The following is a 23713-nucleotide window of genomic DNA, read 5'->3' as shown; positions in this document are numbered from 1 at the left end:
AGTCACCCATGCTGAAGGAAGTCAAGCGTCTCGACCGGGTGATCATCCGCTTCGCGGGTGACTCGGGCGACGGCATGCAGCTGACCGGCGACCGCTTCACCTCGGAGACCGCCTCGTTCGGCAACGACCTCTCGACCCTGCCCAACTTCCCCGCCGAGATCCGCGCCCCCGCCGGCACCCTCCCCGGTGTCTCCAGCTTCCAGCTCCACTTCGCCGACCACGACATCCTCACCCCGGGCGACGCCCCCAATGTACTGGTCGCGATGAACCCGGCGGCCTTGAAGGCGAACCTGGCGGACGTGCCGCGCGGCGCGGACATCATCGTGAACACGGACGAGTTCACCAAGCGCCCGATGGCGAAGGTCGGTTACGAGACCTCCCCGCTGGAGGACGGCTCCCTCGACGCGTACAACATCCACCCCGTGCCGCTGACCACGCTGACGGTCGAGGCGCTCAAGGAGTTCGGCCTCCCGCGCAAGGAGGCCGAGCGCAGCAAGAACATGTTCGCGCTGGGCCTGCTGAGCTGGATGTACCACCGCCCCACCGAGGCCACCGAGGCGTTCCTGCGGCAGAAGTTCGCCAAGAAGCCGGAGATCGCCGAGGCGAACGTCGCGGCCTTCCGCGCGGGCTGGAACTTCGGCGAGACGACCGAGGACTTCGCGGTCTCGTACGAGGTGGCCCCCGCCACCCGCGCCTTCCCGCCCGGCACCTACCGCAACATCTCCGGCAACCTCGCCCTCGCCTACGGGCTGGTCGCGGCGGGCAAGCAGGCGGACCTGCCGCTCTACCTGGGCTCGTACCCGATCACCCCAGCCTCGGACATCCTGCACGAGCTGTCCAAGCACAAGAACTTCGGCGTACGGACGTTCCAGGCCGAGGACGAGATCGCGGGCATCGGCGCAGCTCTGGGCGCGGCCTTCGGCGGCTCCCTCGGCGTCACCACCACTTCCGGCCCCGGTGTGGCACTCAAGTCCGAGACCATCGGCCTGGCCGTCAGCCTCGAACTGCCGCTGCTCATCGTCGACATCCAGCGCGGCGGCCCGTCCACCGGCCTCCCCACCAAGACCGAACAGGCCGACCTGCTCCAGGCGATGTACGGCCGCAACGGTGAAGCCCCGGTCCCGATCGTGGCGCCGAAGACCCCGGCCGACTGCTTCGACGCGGCTCTGGACGCCGCCCGCATCGCCCTGACCTACCGCACCCCGGTCTTCCTCCTCTCCGACGGCTACCTCGCCAACGGTTCGGAGCCGTGGCGAGTTCCGGATGCCGAGGAACTCCCCGACCTGCGCGTCCAGTTCGCCACCGTGCCCAACCACACGCTGGCCGACGGCACCGAAGTGTTCTGGCCCTACAAGCGCGACCCGCAGACGCTGGCCCGCCCGTGGGCCGTCCCCGGCACCCCGGGCCTTGAGCACCGTATCGGCGGGATCGAGAAGCAGGACGGCACGGGCAACATCTCGTACGACCCCGCCAACCACGAGTTCATGGTCCGCACCCGGCAGGCGAAGATCGACGGCATCGAGGTCCCCGATCTTGAGGTCGACGACCTCGGCGGTGCCAACACCCTTGTCCTCGGCTGGGGTTCGACCTACGGCCCGATCACCGCGGCCGTCCGGCGGCTGCGCGCCGAGGGCGTGCCCATCGCGCAGGCCCATCTGCGTCACCTCAACCCCTTCCCGAGGAATCTCGGCGAGGTGCTGAGGCGTTACGACAAGGTGGTCGTCCCCGAGATGAACCTCGGCCAGCTCGCCACGCTGATCCGGGCGAAGTTCGTGGTCGACGCGCAGTCGTACACCCAGGTCAACGGAATGCCGTTCAAGGCCGAGCAGCTCGCGGAGGCCCTCAAGGAGGCCATCAATGACTGAGACGACGGCACGTACCCTGCTCAGCCTGGTGCCCAAGGCCGAGGCCAAGCAGTCGATGAAGGACTTCAAGTCGGACCAGGAGGTCCGCTGGTGTCCCGGCTGCGGCGACTACGCCGTCCTCGCCGCCGTCCAGGGCTTCATGCCCGAACTCGGCCTCGCCAAAGAGAACATCGTCTTCGTCTCCGGCATCGGCTGCTCCAGCCGCTTCCCGTACTACATGAACACCTACGGGATGCACTCCATCCACGGCCGCGCCCCCGCCATCGCCACCGGCCTCGCCACCTCGCGGCGCGACCTGAGCGTGTGGGTGGTCACCGGTGACGGCGACGCGCTGTCGATCGGTGGCAACCACCTCATCCACGCCCTGCGCCGCAACGTCAACTTGAAGATCCTGCTGTTCAACAACCGGATCTATGGCCTGACCAAGGGCCAGTACTCGCCGACGAGCGAGGTCGGGAAGATCACGAAGTCGACGCCTATGGGCTCGCTCGACGCGCCCTTCAACCCGGTGTCCCTCGCGCTCGGCGCGGAGGCCTCCTTCGTGGCGCGTACGGTCGACTCCGACCGCAAGCACCTCACCGAGACCCTGCGCCAAGCGGCCGACCACCCCGGCACCGCCCTCATCGAGATCTACCAGAACTGCAACATCTTCAACGACGACGCCTTCGAAGTCCTCAAGGACAACGAGCTGGCGCAGGAGGCCGTGATCCGGCTTGAGCACGGGGAGCAGATCCGGTTCGGCGCCGACCTGCACAAGGGTGTCGTCCGCGATCCGGCCACCGGTGACCTCCAGGTGGTCGAGGTGACCCCGGAGAACGAGTCGCGGATCCTGGTGCACGACGCGCACGCCACGTCGCCGACCACCGCGTTCGCGCTGTCCCGCCTCGCCGACCCGGACACGCTCCACCAGACCCCGATCGGTGTGTTCCGCAGCGTGAGCCGGCCGGTGTACGACACGCAGATGGCCGACCAGCTGGACCAGGCCATCGAGCAGCGCGGCAAGGGCGACCTCGCCAACCTCCTCACCGGCAACGACACCTGGACCGTCGTCGGGTGACGCGCACACGGGACGCAAGGGGCTGAAAACCGACCCTGTCGTCAAACCGGTAACCCGGTTTGTTAGTGTCCTCCCGCCCGCGCGTCTGGGGGGAGGGCACAGTAGTCGGCATGGCACGCACCCCCCGTTCCCGTCCCCTTCGGAGCACCTCCATGCCCCAGCACTGCCCGTTCGCCATCGACGCCTCCGGGGCCGACATCCACGGCGAGATCGCCCGTATCCGCGAGCGCGGCCCGGTCACCCGGGTCGAGCTGCCGGGCGGCGTGTCCGCGTGGTCGGTCACCAGCAACGACGTGGCCAAGAGCCTGATGACCGACCCGCGCGTCTCCAAGGACGCCGAACTGCACTGGCCCGCCTGGATCAGCGGCGAGATACCCCGCACCTGGCCGCTCGCCATCTGGATATCGGTGCGCAGCATGATCACCGCGTACGGCGAGGAGCACAGCCGGCTGCGGAAGCTGACGAACCGGGCGTTCACCGCGCGGCAGACCGAGTCGCTGCGGCCGACGGTCGCGCGGATCGTCTCCGACCTCCTCGACAAGCTCGCGGGCACTCCGCGCGGCGAGGCGGTCGACCTGCGCACGGCCTTCGCGAGCCCGCTGCCCGTCCAGGTGATCTGCGAGCTCTTCGGTGTCCCGGACACCTCCCGCGACCGGCTCTGCCGGCTGATCGACATCACCTTCCTGACGTCGGTCAGCGCCGAGGAGGCCGAGGCGAACGGGCGTGAACTGTACGCCGCGCTGCACGAGTTCATCGCGTACAAGCGCGCCGAGCCCGGCGACGACATGACCAGCGGCCTCATCGCCACCCATGACGAGGACGGCAGCGGTCTGACCGAGGTGGAGCTCGTCGACACCCTGCTGCTGATGATCTCCGCCGGGTTCGAGACCGTGGTCAACCTGATCGACCAGGCGACGCACGCACTGCTCACCCACCCCGAGGAGCTGGCGCGCGTCCGGCGCGGGGAGGTGGCCTGGGAGGACGTGGTCGAGGAGACCCTGCGCTGGGAGCCGCCGGCCGCCCATGTGCCGCTGCGCTACGCCGTGGAGGACATCGAGGCCGGGGGCGTACTGATCCGCAAGGGCGAGCCGATCCTGGTCGCGCTGGCGGGTCCCGGCCGCGACCCCGAGGTGCACGGCGACGACGCCGACCGCTTCGACCCGGCGCGCCCCCTGCGCCGCGAGCACCTGGCGTTCGGGCACGGCGTGCACTTCTGCCTGGGCGCGCCGCTGGCCCGGATGGAGGCGACGGTCGCGCTCTCGGCGCTCTTCGAGCGCTTCCCGGACGTGGCCCTGGCCGCGCCCGGCGAACGCCTGCCGCAGCTGCCGTCGTTCATCTCCAACGGCCACCAGGCGCTGCCGGTCCTGCTGCACGGCTGACCGGCCGGGGTCCGCGCGCTACCTACGTACTACGTACGTGAGGCTCGCGCTCACGCGAAGGCGCTCGCGTGGGCGCGGGCCCAGTCGGCGTACGACCGGGCCGGGTGGCCGGTCAGTTCGCGGACCGTGTCCGACACTCCGGCCTTGGCGCCCGCCAGCTGGCGTTCGGCGCTGTGCAGCAGCGCCTCGGCCACCGGCTCGGGGTAGCGCTTCAGCAGCGCCGCACGCGCCCGCTCGGGGCCCAGCTCCTCGAACTTCAGCTCCCTGCCCAGGGCTTCGGAGAGCTGTGCGGTCTGCTCGACGGCGGTGACGGCCGCAGGGCCCGACAGGGCGTACTCCCGGCCCTCGTGCGCCTCGGGCGCGGTGAGCACCTCTGCCGCCACCTCGGCGATGTCGCGCGGGTCGACGGTCGCGTTGGGCGCGTCCCCGTACAGCGCGCGCACCACGCCCTCGGCGCGCACCGAGGGCGCCCAGGACAGGGTGTTGGTCATGAACGCCCGGGGCCGCAGCAGCGTCCAGGAAAGGCCCGACTCCCGTACGGCCGTCTCGTTCTCGCGCTGGCGGCGCGTGATGAGGTCGGTCGCGGCCGGGTCGGCGACGGCGAGCGCCGAGAGCTTGACCAGATGGCGCACCCCGGCCACGCGGGCCGCCGCCGCGAAGTGGGCGTCGTCGGGCTCGGTCATGCTGTTCGTCACCAGGAAGGCCGCGTGTACGCCGTCGAGCGCGCGCTCCAGGCTGTCGCGGTCCCCGTACGCGCCGGGCACGACCTCGACGCCCGGGCCCGTCACCGTCACCCGTTCCGGGGTCCTGGCCAGGATCCGCAGCGGGCCCCGCTGTGCGAGCAGGCGGGCGACCTCGCGGCCCACGGTCCCGGTCGCGCCGGTCACCAGAATCATCTGAGCCTCCGTCAACTTCCGTGCGGTGCCGCCAGGGTGGCCAGGAATACCAGACTGTCGTCCTGGTGGCCGGTGACCTGCACGGCACGTGTTCCGGGCCGCGCGTCCGGCGCGTCGGACACCTGGATCCAGCACGGCGTGCCGAACTCCGCGTACCGGTGGAACGCTATGCCGCCCGCGAGCGGGACGAACGGCCGGGGTCCCAGGGTCGCGCAGGCGGCCTGCCGGGCCGCCTCCAGGAGCAGCATGCCGGGTATGTGGTCGTTGGGGCGCTGGAAGAGCGTGGGGTGCGTGGTGTCGACGCGCAGCCGCCAGACGCGTTCCTGCGGGAAGGGCGCGAGCACCACGTCCTCGGCGCGGGAGCGGCCCGCGAGGTCGGCGGGTATCGGCGGCGGGAGGTGTTCCAGGACGCCGGGGAACTCCTTGTCGCCGCGCAGCCTGCGGTAGACGCCGGGGCTCAGGACCCGGGCCCGGCCGTTTCCGGTGGCCAGCAGGCGGCCCCCGCGCCGCAGCGTCCAGTCGACCTTGAGCTGGGTGAGCCTGCCGCCGCGCCATTCGAGCTGGGAGAAGTCCAGCTCCACCTCGATGAGGGCGGACGCGCCGCCGACGTCCAACTGGTCGGCGTGGCCCTCGTATTCGAGGTCGGTGAGCATGAAGTGCCAGTCGAGCGGGACTTCGTAGCCCGCGTGCACGATGAGCATCGCGGACTGGCGCATCGTCTCGACGACGAGCAGCGGGTCGTGCAGGGCGCCCGAGACTGGCTCGAAAAAGACGTGGTCGTGGGGCCAGCTCGCGGTGACCGAGAAGGTATGGTCACCGCGGCGCCGCCAGCCGCGCGGGAACGCGTCGGCGGGCCGGGCCCGGTGGACAAGTTCAGGCGAAACGGTGTGTACCGGGCCGCTGTTCAGGGCGTTTACGGCCGCGGTGCCGGTTATGTGCTGGGCACCGGTCAAGACTGCCTGCGTTTTGGGCATGCTCCCCCCAGGGGCGTGTACCGAAAGACCGTAGTGGCGCGTCCCCTGATAAGATACAAACTAGACGGTTTTTTTCAAGACATTGGGGCGGGCGGCCCCGGAAAGCTTCACCGCGCTGACATCGCGGCGATACAACGAGGAGGCAGTGTGGCGAAGCAGGACCGGGCGATCCGTACCAGGAGGGCGATCCTGGAGGCCGCGGCCATGGTCTTCGAGAAGCAGGGCTTCCAGGCCGCCACCATCACGGACATCCTGAAGGTCGCCGGGGTCACCAAGGGCGCGCTGTACTTCCACTTCCAGTCGAAGGAAGCGCTCGCCCACGGGGTGCTCAGCGAGCAGGGCTCGGGCCCCGGGCTTCAGCCGCAGCCGATCAAGCTCCAGGAACTCATCGACGCCGGCTCGATCCTGGCGCACCGGCTCCGTACCGACCACCTGGTACGGGCGAGTGTCCGCCTCACCCTCGACCAGCAGGCCCACGGCCTGGACCGCAGCGGGCCGTTCAGGCACTGGAGCGAGGTCAACGGCGAGCTGCTCACCGTGGCGCAGCAGCGCGGCGAGCTGCTGCCCAACGTGGTCATCTCCGACACGGCCGAGCTGTATGTGGGAGCCTTCGCGGGGCTGCAGATGATGTCGCAGATCCTCAGCGACTACCAGGACCTCTCGCACCGCCACGCCGTCATGCAGCGCCACATGATGTCCAGCATCGCGGTGCCGTCGGTGCTGGCGGCCCTGGACTTCGCCGAGGACCGCGGCGCGCGTATCTCCGCCGAGCTGGAGGCCGCCGAGCGCGAGGCCGCCGGGGTCTGACCCCCAGCGGCCCGCACATGAGCGGGTCCTACTCGCCGGACTCCGGCTCCGGCTGGCCCTGGTTGGGGATCGCCCCGCCGAAGCGGCGGTCGCGCTGGGCGTACTCCAGGCAGGCGCGCCACAGGTCGCGGCGGTCGAAGTCCGGCCACAGCACGTCCTGGAAGACCATCTCCGCGTAAGCGCTCTGCCAGATCAGGTAGTTGGAGGTGCGCTGCTCGCCCGACGGGCGCAGGAACAGGTCCACGTCCGGCATGTCCGGGTAGTACAGGTACTTCGCGAAGGTCTTCTCGTTGACCTTCGACGGGTCGAGGCGGCCCGCCTTCACATCCTCCGCCAGCGCCTGCGCGGCGTCCGCGACCTCCGCCCGGCCGCCGTAGTTCATGCAGAAGTACAGCGTCAGCTTGTCGTTGTCCTTGGTCTGCTCCTGGGCGACCTGGAGCTCCTTGGCCACCGACTTCCACAGCTTCGGCATCCGGCCCACCCAGCGCACCCGGATGCCCAGTTCATCGAGCTGGTCGCGGGTCTTGCGGATGAAGTCGCGGTTGAAGTTCATCAGGAAGCGCACTTCGTCCGGCGAGCGCCGCCAGTTCTCGGTGGAGAAGGCGTACAGGGAGATGCTCCCCACGCCCATCTCGATGGCGCCCTGGAGCACGTCGAGGACGCGCTCGGCGCCGATCTTGTGGCCCTCGGTGCGCGGAAGTCCGCGCTCCTTGGCCCAGCGCCCGTTGCCGTCCATGACGACCGCCACGTGCTTGGGCACCAGCTCGCCGGGGATCTTCGGCGGGCGCGCGCCCGACGGGTGCGGCTCGGGACTCGTGTACTCCCGGCGGGACCGGCCGCCCAGGATTCCGCGTCGTGCCATGTGGAGTTCTTCTCCCTCAGTTCTTCTCTACGTACCGCAGTGAGCGCAGGCCGCGCTCCAGATGCCAGTGCAGATAGGCCGACACCAGGCCACTGCCCTCCCGCACGTGCCTCGGCTCGCTCGCGTCCGCCGTCGCCCAGTCCCCCGTGAGCAGCGCGCTCAGCAGGGCGACCGCCTCCGCAGAGGGTACGACGCTGCCGGGCACCCGGCAGTCGGCGCATATCACTCCGCCGCCGGCCACCGAGAAGAACCGGTTGGGCCCGTGGATGCCGCACTTCGCGCAGTCCTCGAAGCTCGGCGCGTAGCCGTTGACCGCGAGCGAGCGCAGCAGGAAGGCGTCCAGGACCAGGCCGGGCGCGTGCTCGCCGCGCGCCAGCGTGCGCAGCGCGCCGACGAGCAGCAGGTACTGCTGCACGGCGGGCTCGCCCTCGTTGTCGGTGAACCGTTCCGCCGTCTCCAGCATCGCCGTGCCGGCGGTGTACCGGGCGTAGTCGGTGACGATGGCGCCACCGTACGGAGCGATGGTCTCACTCTGGGTGCACAACGGCAGCCCCCGGCCGACCAGTTCGCTGCCGCGCGCGAAGAACTGCACGTCGACGTGCGAGAACGGTTCGAGTCGCGCCCCGAACTTGGACTTCGTCCGGCGCACTCCGCGGGCGACGGCGCGGACGCGGCCATGGCCGCGGGTCAGAAGCGTGATGATGCGGTCGGCCTCACCGAGCTTCTGGGTGCGCAGCACTATGCCGTCGTCCCGGAACAGACTCATGGGCCCATTGTTTCACCGCGTCGAGCGGTGCCCTCACGGAGCCGCTGTCACGACGGCGTACGCGCCGCCGCAAGCAGCCGTGAGACGTCGTCCGCGCACAGCCGGAGCGCGCCGCCGACCGTCGTGAGGACCTCGCGCTCCGCCGGGCTGTACGGGCCGTCGGCGAGCGCGATGCGGGCGCCCTGGAGCAGGATCGACTCCCGGCCGGCCGGGGCCAGGTGCGGGGCCAGCGGCTCCAGGGACTCATGGAGCTCGATGGCGAGGGCCGCGCCGCACGGGTCGGCGTCGGTGTCGGCGAGGTAGCGGCCGGTGTCGGCGGCCAGCGCCTCGATGAGGGCGATCAGCTGCTCCTCGGTGCAGTCGTCGTACCCGGCGGCGCGGACCGTGGCGGCCGCGGTGGCCGTGACCGTGCGCGAGGAGGTGCCGCCGGCGGCGAGGACGGCGAGCGCGACGGTGTGGACCGCGTCCCGCAGCATCGCCGAGAAGCGGGTGGTGGTCGGGTGGTCGAGGGCGTCCGTGCCGAAGTGGCTCTCGCAGGCGGCGCACTCCACGACGGGCCCGGCGTCCCCGCGCGAGAACAGCGGCACCCCGAACACGGCGAGGCGCCGACGGCCGGTCCTGCGGCGGAAGTTGCGGTCGCCCCCGCACTCCGGGCAGAAGAAGTCGCCGTCGCCGACGGTGTTCCATGATGTCCGGATCGTCCACACTCGTACGAGGATGCCTCGGGCGCGAGGGTTCGAACCGTCATGTCCCCGGCCTTGCACCACCGCGCACCTCCGTAACGGTCCGGCAACACTGCCGCGTTGACGTGATGTTAGCCACATCGATGATGTGACGTCAGCACCCCGTAGGAAGGAGTGGCGCAAAGACGGCGCCCCACCGCCCGCACAGGGCCGGTGGGGCGCCGCAAACCCTCCGCAGGGGGTGTCAGCGTGCGGCGCGGTTGACCGCCGAGACGACCGCCTTCAGGGACGCGCGCGTGGTGTTGGCGTCGATGCCGATGCCCCACAGCACCTGGCCGTCGATCGCGCACTCGATGTACGAGGCGGCCTGCGCGGACGCGCCCTCGCTCATCGTGTGCTCCTGGTAGTCCAGCAGTCGCGCGTCCACGCCGACGGCGGCCAGCGCCTCGAAGAAGGCCGAGATCGGACCGTTTCCGGTACCGGTCAGGACCGTCGGTACGCCGTCCACGACCGCCTCGACGGTCAGCGTGTCCCGGCCGTCCGTGTCGGTCGTGGTCTGTCCGGAACGCAGCTGGATGCGGCCCCACTGGTTGGCCGGATTCGGCAGGTACTCGTCCTGGAAGACCGACCAGATCTGGCCGGGCGTGACCTCGCCGCCCTCGGCGTCCGTCTTCGCCTGGATGATCTTCGAGAACTCGATCTGCATCCGGCGCGGCAGGTCCAGCTTGTGGTCGTTCTTCAGGACGTACGCGATACCGCCCTTGCCCGACTGCGAGTTGACCCGGATGACGGCCTCGTAGGAGCGGCCGACGTCCTTCGGGTCGATCGGCAGATACGGCACCGCCCACTCGATGTCGTCGACCGTGACGCCCTTGGCGGCGGCGTCCGCCTCCATCGCGTCGAAGCCCTTCTTGATGGCGTCCTGGTGGGAACCGGAGAAGGCGGTGTAGACCAGGTCGCCCGCGTAGGGGTGGCGCGGGTGGACCTCCATCTGGTTGCAGTACTCGCTGGTGCGGCGGATCTCGTCGATCTGCGAGAAGTCGATCTGCGGGTCGACGCCCTGGCTGAACAGGTTCATGCCCAGGGTGACCAGGTCGACGTTGCCGGTGCGCTCGCCCTGGCCGAACAGGCAGCCCTCGATGCGGTCGGCCCCGGCCATGATCGCCAGCTCGGCCGCCGCCACCGCCGTACCGCGGTCGTTGTGCGGGTGCACGGACAGGCAGACGAACTCGCGGCGGGTCAGGTTGCGGCTCATCCACTCGAACCGGTCCGCGTGCGTGGACGGCGTCGAACGCTCCACCGTGGCGGGCAGGTTGAGGATGATCTCGCGGCCCTCCTCGGGCTGCCAGACGTCGCAGACCGCCTCGCAGACCTCCAGGGCGAAGTCCAGCTCGGTGTCGGTGAAGATCTCCGGGCTGTACTGGTAGCCGAAGGTCGTCTCCGGGCCCAGGATCTTCTCCGCGTACTCCATCACCAGCCGGGTGCCGTCCACCGCGATCTGCTTGATGTCGTCCTTGGAGCCCCGGAAGACGACCCGGCGGAAGGTGGGGGCGGTGGCGTTGTACAGGTGCACGGTGGCCCGGTGGGCGCCGCGCAGCGACTCCACGGTCCGCTCGATCAGGTCCTCGCGGGCCTGGGTCAGGACGGAGATCGTCACGTCCTCGGGGATCGCGCCCTCTTCGATGATCGAGCGTACGAAGTTGAAGTCGGTGTCGCCGGACGACGGGAAGCCGACCTCGATCTCCTTGTAGCCCATGCGCACCAGCAGGTCGAACATCTCGCGCTTGCGGGCGGGGCTCATCGGGTCGATCAGGGCCTGGTTGCCGTCGCGCAGATCGGTGGACAGCCAGCGCGGCGCCTTGCTGATCCGCTGCTCGGGCCAGGTGCGATCGGGGATGTCCACGGCCTCGTACGTGCCGTACTTGTGGATCGGCATCCCGGACGGCTGCTGGGTGTGGGTCGCGTTGGTGATGGGCGTGGGGCGGCCGGCGAAGGTGTGCTGCGTCATTGCGAAGGGCTCCTCGGGGGTCCTGCGATGAAGGACGGCCGACTGTCGAAGCGCACCACCAGGTCCCGCGGGGAGGGGGTCGGCCTACGACTACAGGCCCTCGCCGCGGCAGCTAAGGAGAAGCAGCCCGAAACGCATGATGCGAAGAAGACTAATCGAGTGCCGGCGAGGTGGCAGTCCCGTTTCAGTATGCGGGACGTCACTGGTGACACCAGGGACCAAAGCCCCAAACGGGACGGCCTGCCCTTGTCGGAACCAATCATGGTGGCGGGTGGTGACAGCTCCATGACCCGGTGCCACATTGTCGCGACATGAACGCGCATACACCCGCCTTCTGCACCATCGTTCCCCCACACGTCTTCGACCGTCTGCTGGACGCCGAGGACCCCGCGCTGTCCGAGACCGCCCGCAGGACACTCGTCGCGGACGCGGCCCAGCGCACCTCCCGCCGCGTGACCACGGTGCTGGGCGCGCCCGCCGTCACCCCGCCCGAGGGCGCGGCCGCCGACCGGCCGCACCGCACGATCTGCGACGCCCGGCACGGCACCGCGCTGCCCGGCCAGGTCGTGCGCCGCGAGAGCGACCAGCCGGTCCAGGACGCGACCGTCAACCGCGCCTTCGCCGGGCTCGGCGCGACCTTCGAGCTGTATCTGAAGGCGTACGGGCGGCACTCGATCGACGGCCGCGGCATGCCGCTGGAAGCCACCGTGCACTTCGACAACCAGTACGACAACGCCTTCTGGAACGGCACCCAGATGGTGTTCGGGGACGGCGACGGCCGGATCTTCCTGGACTTCACGCTCCCCGTCGACGTCATCGGCCACGAGCTGACCCACGGCGTCACCCAGCACACCGCGAACCTGACGTACTTCGGCCAGCCGGGCGCGCTCAACGAGTCGATGTCGGACGTCTTCGGCTCGCTGATCAAGCAGTACACGCTGGACCAGGACGCGCAGGACGCCGACTGGCTCATCGGCCAGGGCCTGCTCGCCCCGGCGGTGACGGGGACGGCGCTGCGCTCGATGAAGGCGCCGGGCACCGCGTACGACGACCACGTCCTCGGCAAGGACCCGCAGCCCGCGACGATGCAGAACTACGTCACCACCGGCCGCGACAACGGCGGCGTCCACATCAACTCGGGCATCCCCAACCACGCCTTCTACCTGGTCGCCGAGGCGCTCGGCGGCAAGGCGTGGGAGCGGGCCGGGCAGATCTGGTACGACGTGCTGACCGGCGGCCAGCTGGGCAAACAGGCCATGTTCACGGACTTCGCCCGGCTGACGGTGGCGGCCTCGCACAGCCGGTACGGCGACGGGGAGGAACATCAGGCCGTTCTCAAGGCCTGGTCCCAGGTCGGGGTGGCTTCCGGCTGACGCGGGCCCGGAGCACTGCTAGACAGGGACCATGCGAATCCAGGTGACCCGCACAGGAGGTTTCGCCGGTATCGAGCGCCGGGCCGAGGTGGACACCTCGGGCCGGCCCGATGCCGCCGAGTGGCAGGCCCTGGCCGAGGCGGCGCTCGCCGACGGCCGGGCCGAGCCGTCCACGGGCGTACCGGACGGCTTCCACTACGAGATCACCGTGGACGGCCGTACCGTCCACTGCGAGGACCCACATCTGTCGGAGGCCCAGCGCACCCTCGTCTCACGGGTCCTTAAAGAGGGTGCGTAGCCGGTCCGCCGATTGCTTTGATGCGGAGCATGACGACACGCACTTCCGGCCTCGAACTCCTTGAGCGCTACTACGACTCGGTGCCGCGCGCATCGGCCCGGGCGGAGGACTTCGGTCCGCTGACCCTTTTCGTACGGGAGGGAGCGGGCTGGCCGTTCTACGCCCGGCCGACCCTCGACCACCCGGGCCCGGTCTCGGCCGCCGACGTGGACCGGGTCCGGGCGCGCCAGCGGCAGCTGGGGATACCGGAGGCGTTCGAGTGGGTGGGCGAGGTGAGCCCGGGGCTGCGGGCGGCCGTGGAGGCGACGGGTCTCTCGGTCCATGAGCATCCGCTGATGGTGCTCTCGGCGGACGCGCCGGACGCGCCTCCCCATCCGCTGGTGCGGATGCTGGGCGCGGACGATCCGCTGCTGCACGCGGCGCTGGTGGTGCCGCATCTGGCGTTCTCCTCGCCCGGTACGGCGGTGGGTGCGGCGGGTCCTTCCGAGCTCACCGCCGAGATCAGGGCGCGGGTCGGCGACGGCCGGGCCGAGCAGGTCGCCCAGCGCATCCGCGACGGCATCACGGCCATGGCGGCGGCTGTGGAGGACGGGCTTCCGCTCTGCTCGGGCATGCATCAGCCGGTGTCCGGTGTCACGGAGATCGTCGGCGTCGGCACGCTGCCTTCTGCGCGGCGGCGGGGTCTGGGCGAGGCGGTCACGGCTGAGCTGGTCCGCGACGCCCGCGCCCGGGGCGCGTCGACGGTGTTCCTGTCGGCGGGCGACGAGGACGTAGCCCGCATCTACGCCCGCCTTGGTTTCGTGCGAGTGGCGACAGCGCTGATCGCCGAGGCGTAATTTCCCCCCACCCCACCCCACCCCTTCCCGAAAGCCCTGGGCGGGCGGCCGGGTTCCTTTTCTGCGGACCGTGCTCGGTTGCTCGCGCAGTTCCCCGCGCCCCTGGATGGGCCCTTCGGGCCCTCCTTCAGGGGCGGGGTGGGGCTCTAAAAGCCCAGCTTGCGCAGCTGCTTCGGGTCTCGTTGCCAGTCCTTGGCGACCTTCACGTGAAGGTCAAGGAACACCGGCGTGCCGAGCAGCGCCTCGATGTGCTTGCGTGACTTCATGCCGACTTCCTTGAGCCGCTTGCCCTTGGGGCCGATGATGATCCCCTTCTGGCTGGGCCGCTCGATGTACACGTTCGCGTGGATGTCGAGCAGCGGCCGATCCGCCGGACGGTCCTCACGCGGCAGCATCTCCTCGACGACCACGGCGATGGAGTGCGGAAGCTCGTCCCGTACACCTTCCAGCGCCGCCTCACGGATCAGCTCGGCCACCATGACCTGCTCGGGCTCGTCCGTGAGGTCGCCCTCGGGGTAGAGCGCCGGGCCCTCGGGCAGCAGCGGGACCAAGAGGTCCGCCACCAGCTGGACCTGCTGGTCGCCGACGGCCGAGACCGGCACGATCTGCGCCCACTCGAAGCCCAGCTCGTCCCCGAGCTTCTGCACCGCGATCAGCTGCTCGGCCAGCGCCTTGGAGTCGACCAGGTCCGTCTTGGTGACGATCGCGATCTTCGGGGTCTTCTTGATCCCCGCGAGCTCCTTGGCGATGAACTTGTCGCCGGGGCCCAGCTTCTGGTCGGCGGGCAGGCAGAAGCCGATCACGTCGACCTCGGCCCACGTCGTCCGCACGACGTCGTTCAGGCGCTCGCCGAGCAGCGTGCGCGGCTTGTGCAGGCCCGGCGTGTCGACCAGGATCAGCTGGGCGTCGGGGCGGTGCACGATGCCCCGTACCGTGTGCCGCGTCGTCTGCGGACGGTTGGAGGTGATCGCCACCTTCTGTCCGACCAGAGCGTTCGTGAGGGTGGACTTGCCCGCGTTGGGGCGGCCGACGAAGCAGGCGAAGCCGGCCCGGTGGGGGGCGTTGTTCTCAACAGTACGAGCGCTCATGCCGCCCATTCTCCCCGATCCGCACGGCCCCGCCGCACGCGCCCGGCGCGGACTCAGGATCGCCGCGCCCGCACCCGCCGCAGCCGCCACCCCACGACCCCCGCCGCGAGCGCCGCCACCAGCACGCCGACCGCGAGCCACGGCAGCGCGAGGAAGGACGCGCCGCCCGAGCCGGTGGTGTCCTTGGCGCTCGCGGTGAGGGAGACATCACCCCAGTCCAGCTGCGGCGAGCCCGACCACGGCTCGCTGAGGCGGACCTTCTGGCCGGGCAGCAGCTCGGCCGGTATCCGGGTCAGGGCGCGGCTCAGGAGCGTACGCCCGAACAGGCCCTTCGCCTTGAGCTCGACCTTCGGGTTGAGCGTGACGTTTCCCCGGTTGTGCAGGGTGTACGAGATGACGCTCCGGCTCGTACCGGTGCCGGGCACCAGCGGGCGGTGCTGGGCGAGCGAGACGTCCTCGACCGCGAGCGCGGGCACGGCCGGGCCGCTCACCCGCAGATAGACGCGCGCGCCGACGGCCTGCTGGACGCCCATGGCAAGCTGCCCCTGCCCGGCCGCGATCTTCTCGTCGAGCGCGACGAGCGCGCCCGGATGGTCGCCGGGTTCGGCGTCGGCCGGGACGGTGACGGTGAACGGCACGGTGACCGAGGCGTGCGCGGGGACGGTGACGGACGTGCGGTCCGGCTTGGTCCAGGCGCCGACCCCGCGCTGGGTCTCGCGCTGGGTGCGCACCGCGAATCCGCCGTCGCGTTCGGTGTTGTACGCGTCGGCCCCGTAGAGCCGGAAGGTCATGGGCGCGGCGGTCTTGTTGGTGACGGTCACCTTGTCGGCCAGCGTGGTGCCGGGTGAGGCCGAGAGGTAGAAGTACGGGCGCTGGGCTGCTGCCGTGGAGGCGGGGAAGACGGCCCAGTTGCCGTTGTCGGCGGCCCGCGCGGGCGGGGCGAGCAGCAGGAGGGCCGCGGCGAGGAGGAGTACGTACAGCTTGCGCACGGTCGGGACCCCCGGGGACGGGTGGGCCGGCCGGGTGCGCGCCCGGCCCACGGGTTGATGCATACCGGCTCAGGCCAGCGTGAGGGTGAGCACACCCGCGTACGTGCCGGGTGCGGTGTACGCCGGGACGGTCAGCGAGACCTTGGCGTCGACGGTGAACTCACCGCCGGTGAGCGCCGCGTTGGGCGTGGTCGCGAGCGTCGCGCCCGCGCTGCCCACGGTGCCCGCCGAGCCCGCCGCACAGGTCGACGGGGAACCGGCCTTGGTGGCGCAGGCCGGGGTCCAGCCGAGCTTCGAGGCGTCGATCTTCGCCCCGGCGGGACCGGTGAAGTCGGTGACCTTGCCGGTCAGGGACCAGCCCGCGGGGCCGCCGCGGAAGTCCTGGACCGTCACCGTCTTCAGCGAGCCGTTGGAGGCGCCGCCCTTGCCGAAGTCGACGGCGTCCATCGAGACGGCGTCGCCTGCCTGGGTCATGGAGAGCGTGCCCGCCTTGACCGCGGAGCTGAGCTTCTGGCTGTTCGGCGGGGTCGGGGTGTTGTCGACGACGGTGTACGCCGACGGTCCCGCGCCCTTGTCGGCGCTCCAGCTCGCGCCTTCGTAGGCGACGATGCCGCTGGTCGCCTTGTCGTTGACCGTCAGGGCGGTGGAGAACGCGCCCTGCGCGTCCGCCGTCACGGTCCTCTTGTCGGCGGTCTCGGCGGCCCCGGCCCGGCCCACGACCGTCACGGTCGCGCCCGCGGTGAACTTGGACCCGGTGACGGTGACGCTGTCGCCGGGCTTGCCGGAGGCGGTGCCGAGCTGGACGGCCCGCTGGTTGGTCTGGCCGCCGCCGGTCGCGGTGACCGTCTCGGAGACGGGCGCGGGCGGGTTGGTGACCGTACAGGGGGTGTCAAGCTCCATGATGTAGCTGGTGTGGATGTTGTAGTCACCGGGCGACAGGGTGATCGCGCCGGGTGCGCTGACGGTGAACGTACCGGTCATGGAGAACGCCGGGAACGCGCCCTTGCCCGGCACCGGGTCGTTCTTCTTGGGTCCGGCGACCGTGACGGCGCCGGTCTGCGCACCGCCCAGGGCGACCTTTCCGGTGGGGGTCATGATGTCGGCGGGCAGCGCGATGTCCACCGGGTTGCCGGCGGCGGGCTTGGTGACGGTGTACGTCACGGTCACCGTGTCGCCGACCTTGGGTGTGGCGTTGTCGACGGTGATCTGGGCGGACGTGGTGCCGTCGATCGGCGGGATGTTGGCGATCGGCGGTGGTACGCAGTGTGTGGCGAAGTCGACGGGCGTCGCGGCCAGGGCCTGCGCGGGCGCGATAAGCGCTCCCGTTCCGGCCATGAGCGCCGCGGCTCCCAGTACGGCGGCCCAGTTGCGCCGTCTTCGTGGTGAAGGCATGACTGCCCTCCTCTGCGGTTGTGGCGCAGCAGCGGCTCGGCTGCGCCGGCAGGGAGCCATTCACGAGGGGGCGCGAAAAGAAGTCAATGGAATCGAAATCCACCGACTGATGGGCCATCAGATACTGTCAAGATCCGCGTTCCCGCAGGTCAGGAGCGGTAGATCAGCCTCCGCAACATCCTCGGAGATCGACCCGCCGCCCCTTCCCCACGGCGCGTCCGGCTCAGCCCGCCGCGACCGTGCTGCGCAGCTCCCCGTCCGGCCCCGCCACCAGCACGGGCGTGGCCGCCCCGCCGAGGTCCGCCACCGCCGCCCGGTCCTCGTCCGAGGCGCCCGGGGCCTCGGTGACCACGGCCGCCGCCTCCAGGGACCTGGCCCCGCTGGCCACCGCCATCGCGACGGCGGTCCGCAGCGCGGAGAGCTTCAGCGAGTCCAGCTCGACGGTTCCGGCGACGTACGTACGCCCGGTCTCATCCCGTACGGCCGCGCCCTCGGCCACCCCGTTGCGGGCCCGGGCGCTGCGCGCCAGGGTGATGATCTTGCGGTCCTCGGGGTCGAGTTCGGTGCTCTGAGTCATGCCCCGAGCATAAGGAGCGGCGATACGGTCGCTCAGCCCGCCACCGGGTACATCGAGCCGCGCCGTCCCTGGGGCGAGGTCAGCCACTCCAGCTTGGCGGCGGTGTCGGTCTCCGGCAGCGGGGTGTGCAGCACGATCGTGAGGTCCGGGCGGGCGGGGATGCGCAGCTGCGTGGACTCCACCAGCAGCGTGCCCACCACCTCGTGCTGGAACTCCTTGCGGACCTGGCCGCCGGGCAGGATGTCGCGGCGCTCCCACAGCTCGGCGAACTCCGGGGAGAGCCGCGTCGCCTCCTCGATCACCGCCCCGAACCCCTCGTCGCCGGGCCGCTCCGAGGCGGCGGCCCGGTACTGGGCGACCACGTTCACCGCGAGCTCCTCCCAGCACGTGGAGCGGGACCGGTAGACGGGGTCGGTGAAGAACGCGATCAGGCAGTTCTGCACGATCTCCGGCCGCAGGCCGAGCACCAGCGCGGCCGCGTCGTTGTACATCACGGTGTTCCAGTACGCGTCCATGATGTGCGCGGGGAACGGCATCCAGGCGTCGATGAGCCGTTGCAGTCCCTGGCACATGTCGGCGTCGGCCGGATCGACCTCGGGCGCGGGCGGGTTGAGGCCGGCCAGCACGTACAGGGTGCGGCGCTCGGCGCTGGTCAGCTTGAGGACCTTGCCCACCGAGTCCAGGACCTGCGGGGAGACCGTGATGTCGCGCCCCTGCTCCAGCCACTGGTACCAGGAGACACCGACCCCGGCGAGCACGGCGACCTCCTCGCGGCGCAGGCCCGGGGTGCGCCGGCGGGCGCCGCCGTCGGGCAGTCCGGCCTGCGTCGGGCTGATCCTGGCCCGCCGGTTCATCAGGAACTCGCGCAGCTCGGTGCGGCGCGAGGCGTTGCCGATCGGCGTGGCCACGTACGTACTCCCCCTCGTCGACTGCCCGTTGAGCACCACCGGTCCTGCCTGGTGGTGCCACCAACAGGATAAGTTCCCTCTCTCCACGGGCATTCCCGGGCCGCCAGGCTGTGGCCATGGCAATCGACACCCACACCGCAGCGGCCACCGCGCCGGTGCTCACGCAGGACCCGGAGGACAACCGGCTCTCGGGCCGGGCGAAGCTGGTCCTGTTCGTGCTCTGCGCCGCCCAGTTCATGGTGGCGCTCGACTTCTCCGTACTGAACGTGGCCCTGCCCGTCCTCGGCGACGACCTGGGCCTCTCCCAGTCCGCCCTGCAGTGGGCGGTCACCGCCTTCGCCCTGCCGTCCGGCGGCTTCCTGCTGCTGTTCGGCCGGATCGCCGACCTGTTCGGCCGCAAGAAGCTGTTCCTGACCGGGCTCGCCCTGTTCGGCGCGGCCTCGCTGCTCGCCACGCTCGCCTGGGACCCGGCGTCGTTCCTCACCGGCCGCGCCCTCCAGGGCCTCGGCGCCGCGGTGATCGTGCCGACCGGCATGTCCCTGCTGACCACCACCTTCCCCGAAGGACCGCAGCGCGACCGGGCGTTGGGCATCAGCGGAACGCTGCTCTCGCTCGGCTTCACCGTCGGCATGGTGCTCGGCGGGGTCATGACCGACACGCTGGGCTGGCGCTCCACGATGGGCCTGCTCGCGGTCGCCGCGGTGATCGTCCTGGTCCTGGCCCCCGGCCTGCTGCCCGAGTCCCGCACCACCGGCGAGCGCCCGCGTCTGGACGTGCCCGGCGCGGTCACCGTCACCGGCGGTCTGCTCGCGGTGATCTACGCCCTGTCGACAGCGGCCCAGCGCGGCTTCGGCGGCGCGGACGTCTGGGGGACGCTGGTCGTCGGCCTCGCGCTGCTCGCCGCGTTCGTCGCGGTCGAGTCGAAGGCGGTCGCCCCGCTGGTCTCGCTGCCGATGCTGAAGCGCCGCACGGTGGCGTGGGGCAACCTGGCCGGTCTGGTCACCTTCTCGATGATGTCGACGGTCGTCTTCGTACTGACCCTCTACCTCCAGGAGGTCCTGGGCCTCTCGTCCTTCCAGACGGGTCTGGTCTTCGGTGTCCAGGGCGTCCTGTCGGCCGTCGCCGGCACCCTCGCCCCGAAGGTCATCGGCCGCTTCGGCGCCCGCCGCACCCTGATCTTCTCGCTGCTCGGCCAGGGCCTGTTCATCGCCGCGCTGCTCGGCATCGGCTCCGGCTCGGGCGCGCTGCTCGCCACCGCCGCCGTCTCGCTGGCCAGCATGTTCCACCTGGGCGCGATCATCTCGTACGGGCTGACCGTCACCAGCGGTGTCCCGGACGAGGAGCAGGGCCTGGCGACCGGTCTGGTCACCACCACCCAGCAGGTCGGCATCACCATCGGCATCCCGCTGCTCGGCGTCCTCGCCACCACCCAGGGCAGCCTGTTCGACGGGGTGCGCACGGTCCTGCTCATCGACGCGGTGATCGTGGTCGCGGCGGCGGCCCTGGTGGCGGTCGGCCTTGGCCGCCGCGCCTCCCAGGAGGTCACGGCCGGTCGAGCTTGAGCCGTTCGGCCTTCGGGAGACCGGCCACCACCAGGTCGTACGAGTCCTCGATCAGCTCCCGGACCAATTGGTCCGGGAGCTGCTCCACGTCCACCGTGTTCCAGTGCCGCTTGTTCATGTGCCAGCCCGGCACGATCGCCGCGTACTCCTCGCGCAGCCGTACCGCGTCGTCCGGGTCGCACTTGAGGTTGGCGGTCAGCGGCGAGCCGCCCAGGTTGCTCAGCGCGAACATCTTGCCGAGGACCTTGAAGACCGAGGTCTCGGTGTCGAAGGGGAACTCCTCCGTCACCGCGTTGAACTCCAGGCAGAAGGCCCTGAGTTCCTGGGGGTTCATACGTCCTCCTCCTTGACCGGTACGGGCTCGACGAGGACCGTGACGATCTTGTTCCGGCGGCCCGCCGGGGACTCGGCGGTCAGCCGCAGCACCCGCCCGTCCGGCAGGTCCACCACGGCCGTGGCGCCCGCGATCGGCACCCGGCCGAGCGCCTTGGCGAGCAGCCCGCCGACCGTCTCCACGTCCTCGTCGTCGTACTCGTCGAGCCCGAACAGCTCGCCGAGGTCGGTGATGTCGAGGCGCGCGGTGACCCGGAAGCGGCCGTTGGAGAGCTCCTCGACCGGCGGCAGCTCCCGGTCGTACTCGTCGGTGATCTCCCCGACGATCTCCTCCAGGATGTCCTCGATGGTGACGATGCCGGCCGTGCCGCCGTACTCGTCGATCACGACGGCGACGTGGTTGCGGTCCTGCTGCATCTCGCGCAGCAGGTCACCGGCGTTCTTGGTGTCGGGCACGAACACGGCGGGGCGCATGGCCGTCGAGACCAGGTCCGCCTCGGAGTCCCGGTTGATGTGCGTCTTGCGGACCAGGTCCTTGAGGTACACGATCCCGACGATGTCGTCCTCGTTCTCGCCGGTCACCGGGATACGGGAGAAGCCCGAGCGCAGCGCGAGGGTCAGCGCCTGACGGATCGTCTTGTAGCGCTCGATGCAGACGAGGTCGGTGCGGGGCACCATCACCTCGCGCACCAGCGTGTCGCCCAGCTCGAAGACCGAGTGCACCATACGGCGCTCCTCGTCCTCGATCAGGGACTCCTGCTCGGCGAGGTCCACCATCGCCCGCAGCTCGGCCTCGGAGGCGAACGGGCCCTTGCGGAAGCCCTTTCCGGGGGTGAGCGCGTTGCCGAGCAGAATCAGGAGCTGCGGGACCGGGCCCATGATCCTGGCCAGCGGCAGCAGCACATACGCGGCCGCCGTCGCCGTGTTCAGCGGGTGCTGGCGGCCGATGGTGCGCGGCGAGACGCCGACGGCGACATACGAGACGAGCACCATCACCGCGATGGCGACGACCAGCGCCGCCCAGGTCCTGTCGAACTCGTTGAGACAGACGTACGTGACGAGCACCCCGGCCGCCATCTCGCAGGCGACCCGCACCAGCAGGGCCACATTGAGATAGCGCGTCGGGTCGGCGGCCACCTGGGCGAGCCTGGCCGCCCCGCGCCGCCCGGACCGTACGGCCTCGGCCGCGCGGAACGACGACGTACGGGCGATCCCGGCCTCCGCGCACGCGGCGAGCCAGGCGACGACGACCAGGGCGACCGCCCCGAAGAGCAGTTGCCCGGTCATGAGACGGTCGGCGCCGGGGAGGGGCCGGTGAAGCCCTTCTCCGCCCGCCAGCCGTCCACGATCGCCGCCTGGAGGCCGAACATCTCGGCCTTCTCGTCCGGCTCCTCGTGGTCGTAACCCAGCAGGTGCAGCACCCCGTGGACGGTCAGGAGCTGGAGCTCCTCGTCCATCGAGTGCTTCGTCGGCGCGTCCTCGCCCTGCTTGGTGGCGACCTCGGGGCAGAGCACGATGTCACCGAGGAGCCCCTGCGGGGGCTCCTCGTCGTCCTTCATCGGCGGACGCAGCTCGTCCATCGGGAAGGACATGACATCGGTCGGACCGGGCAGGTCCATCCACTGGATGTGCAGCTGCTCCATGGCCTCGGCGTCCACGACGATCACCGAGAGCTCGGAGAGCGGGTGGATCCGCATCCGCGTGAGGGCGTAGCGGGCGATGTCGAGGATCGCCTGCTCGTCGACCTCGGTTCCGGACTCGTTGTTGACGTCGATCGACATGGTGCGCTCTGACTACTTCCCGTTGCGGTCCTGCTGGCTGTCGTACTTCTCGTACGCGTCGACGATACGGCCGACGAGCTTGTGCCGGACGACGTCCTGCGACGTGAGCCGGGAGAAGTGGACGTCCTCGACACCCTCCAGGATCTCCTGGACCTGCCGCAGCCCGCTCTTCGTGCCGCTCGGCAGGTCGACCTGGGTGATGTCACCCGTGATGACGATCTTCGAGTCGAAACCGAGCCTGGTCAGGAACATCTTCATCTGCTCGGCGCTGGTGTTCTGTGCCTCGTCCAGAATGATGAAGGCGTCGTTGAGCGTACGGCCGCGCATGTACGCCAGCGGGGCGACCTCGATGGTGCCCGCCGCCATCAGCCGGGGGATCGACTCCGGGTCCAGCATGTCGTGCAGCGCGTCGTAGAGCGGGCGCAGATACGGGTCGATCTTCTCGTAGAGCGTGCCCGGCAGGAAGCCGAGGCGCTCGCCCGCCTCGACGGCGGGCCGGGTCAGGATGATCCGCGTGACCTGCTTGGACTGCAGGGCCTGGACCGCCTTCGCCATGGCGAGATAGGTCTTTCCGGTACCGGCGGGGCCGATGCCGAAGACGATCGTGTGCTTGTCGATCGCGTCGACGTACCGCTTCTGGTTGAGGGTCTTGGGCCGGATCGTGCGGCCACGGCTGGAGAGGATGTTCTGGGTCAGCACATCGGCCGGGGTCTCGTGGCCGTCCTCCGCCTTGCCGTTCTCGCTCGCCCTGAGCATGGCGATCGACCGTTCCACTGCGTCCTCCGTCATCGGCTGACCGGTGCGGAGCACCAGCATCATCTGGTCGAACAGGCGCTGGATGAGCGCGACTTCCGCCGGGTCCCCCGTGGCACTGATCTCATTGCCCCGGACATGGATGTCGGCCGCCGGGAAAGCCTTCTCGATCACGCGCAGCAGCGAGTCGCCGGATCCGAGCAGCATCACCATCGGGTGCTTGGCAGGGACCTTGATCTGGGCACTCGCCTGCGGCTGTGTGGGTGTCTGAGTCATGGGCCGGCTCTGTGGCCTGCGCATACCTCCCGTTGCAGGGTTCTCGCTGCTCGACAACCTCTGGAATACCAAGCCTACGACCTGCCACTGACACGTCCGAGGGGTTTTCGAGCGGGGGTTCATCCAAGGGGCGCGGGGTGTTCGGCGCAGGGGCGTTCCCGGGCTGCTTATGGGCGCAGGGGATTCGGGCGATCGCTACGGCCCCGGGTCACTTAAGGGGCGCGGGGCTGTGACATTTGCGGCTCCGCCG

General features: G+C 70.4%; 23 protein-coding genes. 8 read left to right on the top strand and 15 right to left on the bottom strand.

Features of this window, described 5'->3' with window-relative positions; translation table 11 throughout:
* Positions 1-8: 8 nt before the first annotated feature.
* The 3 genes from ACT1U9_RS21370 (at position 9) to ACT1U9_RS21360 (ending at position 4301) form a co-directional block, all read left to right on the top strand.
* Positions 9-1865, top strand: coding sequence for a 2-oxoacid:acceptor oxidoreductase subunit alpha (locus ACT1U9_RS21370; RefSeq protein ID WP_444534283.1), 1857 nt, complete (start codon positions 9-11; stop codon positions 1863-1865).
* Positions 1858-2922 carry a 2-oxoacid:ferredoxin oxidoreductase subunit beta gene (locus ACT1U9_RS21365; protein WP_444534282.1) on the top strand — a complete coding sequence of 355 codons (1065 nt, stop codon included), beginning with the start codon at positions 1858-1860 and terminating at the stop codon, positions 2920-2922. Before ACT1U9_RS21370 ends, ACT1U9_RS21365 begins: the two co-directional genes overlap by 8 nt.
* A 152-nt stretch (positions 2923-3074) precedes the next feature.
* Positions 3075-4301, top strand: coding sequence for a cytochrome P450 family protein (locus ACT1U9_RS21360; protein ID WP_444534281.1), 1227 nt, complete (start codon positions 3075-3077; stop codon positions 4299-4301).
* Between the two features lie 50 nt (positions 4302-4351).
* Here the strand turns inward: ACT1U9_RS21360 and ACT1U9_RS21355 are convergent, their stop codons facing one another.
* Positions 4352-5197: an NmrA family NAD(P)-binding protein gene (locus ACT1U9_RS21355; RefSeq protein ID WP_444534280.1), complete on the bottom strand. Its 846-nt coding sequence runs from the start codon at positions 5195-5197 to the stop codon at positions 4352-4354.
* A gap of 11 nt (positions 5198-5208) precedes the next feature.
* The gene (locus ACT1U9_RS21350; protein WP_444534279.1) at positions 5209-6150 is read right to left on the bottom strand and encodes a ScbA/BarX family gamma-butyrolactone biosynthesis protein; all 942 of its coding nucleotides are present in this window, start codon (positions 6148-6150) and stop codon (positions 5209-5211) included.
* Between the two features lie 168 nt (positions 6151-6318).
* Between ACT1U9_RS21350 and ACT1U9_RS21345 the strand changes: the two genes are divergently transcribed.
* Entirely contained in the window at positions 6319-6978 is a 660-nt protein-coding gene (locus ACT1U9_RS21345) for a ScbR family autoregulator-binding transcription factor (RefSeq protein WP_444534278.1), read from the top strand.
* 28 nt (positions 6979-7006) lie between these two features.
* Here ACT1U9_RS21345 and ACT1U9_RS21340 read toward each other — a convergent pair whose 3' ends face one another.
* The 4 genes from ACT1U9_RS21340 to leuA form a co-directional block, all read right to left on the bottom strand.
* Positions 7007-7840: an isoprenyl transferase gene (locus tag ACT1U9_RS21340; protein WP_444534277.1), complete on the bottom strand. Its 834-nt coding sequence runs from the start codon at positions 7838-7840 to the stop codon at positions 7007-7009.
* Between the two features lie 16 nt (positions 7841-7856).
* Positions 7857-8606 (bottom strand): DNA repair protein RecO, encoded by a 750-nt coding sequence (gene recO, locus ACT1U9_RS21335; protein WP_444534276.1) that lies wholly within the window; start codon positions 8604-8606, stop codon positions 7857-7859.
* A 47-nt stretch (positions 8607-8653) separates the two neighbouring features.
* The gene (locus ACT1U9_RS21330; protein ID WP_444534275.1) at positions 8654-9373 is read right to left on the bottom strand and encodes a TerB family tellurite resistance protein; all 720 of its coding nucleotides are present in this window, start codon (positions 9371-9373) and stop codon (positions 8654-8656) included.
* Positions 9374-9533: 160 nt separating this feature from the next.
* Positions 9534-11297, bottom strand: a complete 1764-nt coding sequence (gene leuA, locus ACT1U9_RS21325; RefSeq protein WP_444534274.1) for a 2-isopropylmalate synthase — start codon at positions 11295-11297, stop codon at positions 9534-9536.
* Positions 11298-11608: 311 nt separating this feature from the next.
* Between leuA and ACT1U9_RS21320 the strand changes: the two genes are divergently transcribed.
* The 3 genes from ACT1U9_RS21320 to ACT1U9_RS21310 are packed head-to-tail and all read left to right on the top strand — an operon-like array spanning position 11609 to position 13804.
* Positions 11609-12670 carry a M4 family metallopeptidase gene (locus ACT1U9_RS21320; RefSeq protein ID WP_444534273.1) on the top strand — a complete coding sequence of 354 codons (1062 nt, stop codon included), beginning with the start codon at positions 11609-11611 and terminating at the stop codon, positions 12668-12670.
* A gap of 31 nt (positions 12671-12701) precedes the next feature.
* Positions 12702-12968, top strand: a complete 267-nt coding sequence (locus ACT1U9_RS21315; protein ID WP_188278017.1) for a protealysin inhibitor emfourin — start codon at positions 12702-12704, stop codon at positions 12966-12968.
* Positions 12969-12997: 29 nt separating this feature from the next.
* On the top strand, positions 12998-13804 hold the full coding sequence (locus ACT1U9_RS21310; protein WP_444534272.1) for a GNAT family N-acetyltransferase: 807 nt from the start codon (positions 12998-13000) through the stop codon (positions 13802-13804).
* A 146-nt stretch (positions 13805-13950) separates the two neighbouring features.
* Here the strand turns inward: ACT1U9_RS21310 and era are convergent, their stop codons facing one another.
* The 5 genes from era to ACT1U9_RS21285 all read right to left on the bottom strand — a co-directional run bounded on the left by era (position 13951) and on the right by ACT1U9_RS21285 (position 18704).
* Positions 13951-14892, bottom strand: a complete 942-nt coding sequence (gene era / locus ACT1U9_RS21305; RefSeq protein WP_444534271.1) for a GTPase Era — start codon at positions 14890-14892, stop codon at positions 13951-13953.
* Positions 14893-14945: 53 nt separating this feature from the next.
* A complete protein-coding gene (locus tag ACT1U9_RS21300) occupies positions 14946-15881 on the bottom strand; it encodes a WxL protein peptidoglycan domain-containing protein (RefSeq protein WP_444539208.1) in 936 nt (311 codons plus the stop codon).
* Positions 15882-15950: 69 nt separating this feature from the next.
* Entirely contained in the window at positions 15951-17273 is a 1323-nt protein-coding gene (locus tag ACT1U9_RS21295) for a beta-xylosidase (RefSeq protein ID WP_444534270.1), read from the bottom strand.
* 223 nt (positions 17274-17496) lie between these two features.
* Positions 17497-17850 carry a cytidine deaminase gene (locus ACT1U9_RS21290; protein ID WP_444534269.1) on the bottom strand — a complete coding sequence of 118 codons (354 nt, stop codon included), beginning with the start codon at positions 17848-17850 and terminating at the stop codon, positions 17497-17499.
* A 32-nt stretch (positions 17851-17882) separates the two neighbouring features.
* Positions 17883-18704 carry a helix-turn-helix transcriptional regulator gene (locus tag ACT1U9_RS21285; RefSeq protein WP_444539207.1) on the bottom strand — a complete coding sequence of 274 codons (822 nt, stop codon included), beginning with the start codon at positions 18702-18704 and terminating at the stop codon, positions 17883-17885.
* Between the two features lie 170 nt (positions 18705-18874).
* Between ACT1U9_RS21285 and ACT1U9_RS21280 the strand changes: the two genes are divergently transcribed.
* Complete coding sequence (locus ACT1U9_RS21280; protein ID WP_444534268.1) at positions 18875-20320, top strand: MFS transporter; 1446 nt, start codon at positions 18875-18877, stop codon at positions 20318-20320.
* Here the strand turns inward: ACT1U9_RS21280 and ACT1U9_RS21275 are convergent.
* From ACT1U9_RS21275 to ACT1U9_RS21260, 4 genes are read right to left on the bottom strand one after another with little or no spacing between them, the layout of a single operon-like run.
* A complete protein-coding gene (locus ACT1U9_RS21275; protein ID WP_444534267.1) occupies positions 20301-20654 on the bottom strand; it encodes an MmcQ/YjbR family DNA-binding protein in 354 nt (117 codons plus the stop codon). The two genes, ACT1U9_RS21280 and ACT1U9_RS21275, sit on opposite strands and share 20 nt — an antisense overlap.
* Complete coding sequence (locus ACT1U9_RS21270; protein WP_444534266.1) at positions 20651-21940, bottom strand: hemolysin family protein; 1290 nt, start codon at positions 21938-21940, stop codon at positions 20651-20653. The genes ACT1U9_RS21275 and ACT1U9_RS21270 overlap by 4 nt, the downstream gene beginning before the upstream one ends.
* Positions 21937-22434: an rRNA maturation RNase YbeY gene (ybeY, locus tag ACT1U9_RS21265; RefSeq protein WP_444534265.1), complete on the bottom strand. Its 498-nt coding sequence runs from the start codon at positions 22432-22434 to the stop codon at positions 21937-21939. The genes ACT1U9_RS21270 and ybeY overlap by 4 nt, the downstream gene beginning before the upstream one ends.
* 12 nt (positions 22435-22446) lie before the next feature.
* Positions 22447-23463 (bottom strand): PhoH family protein, encoded by a 1017-nt coding sequence (locus ACT1U9_RS21260; RefSeq protein WP_188278027.1) that lies wholly within the window; start codon positions 23461-23463, stop codon positions 22447-22449.
* Positions 23464-23713 lie beyond the last annotated feature (250 nt).

It is taken from the genome of Streptomyces sp. BR1 (genome assembly GCF_052373795.1).
GTDB lineage: Bacteria > Actinomycetota > Actinomycetes > Streptomycetales > Streptomycetaceae > Streptomyces.
This window is presented reverse-complemented; position numbering and strand designations above follow the sequence as displayed.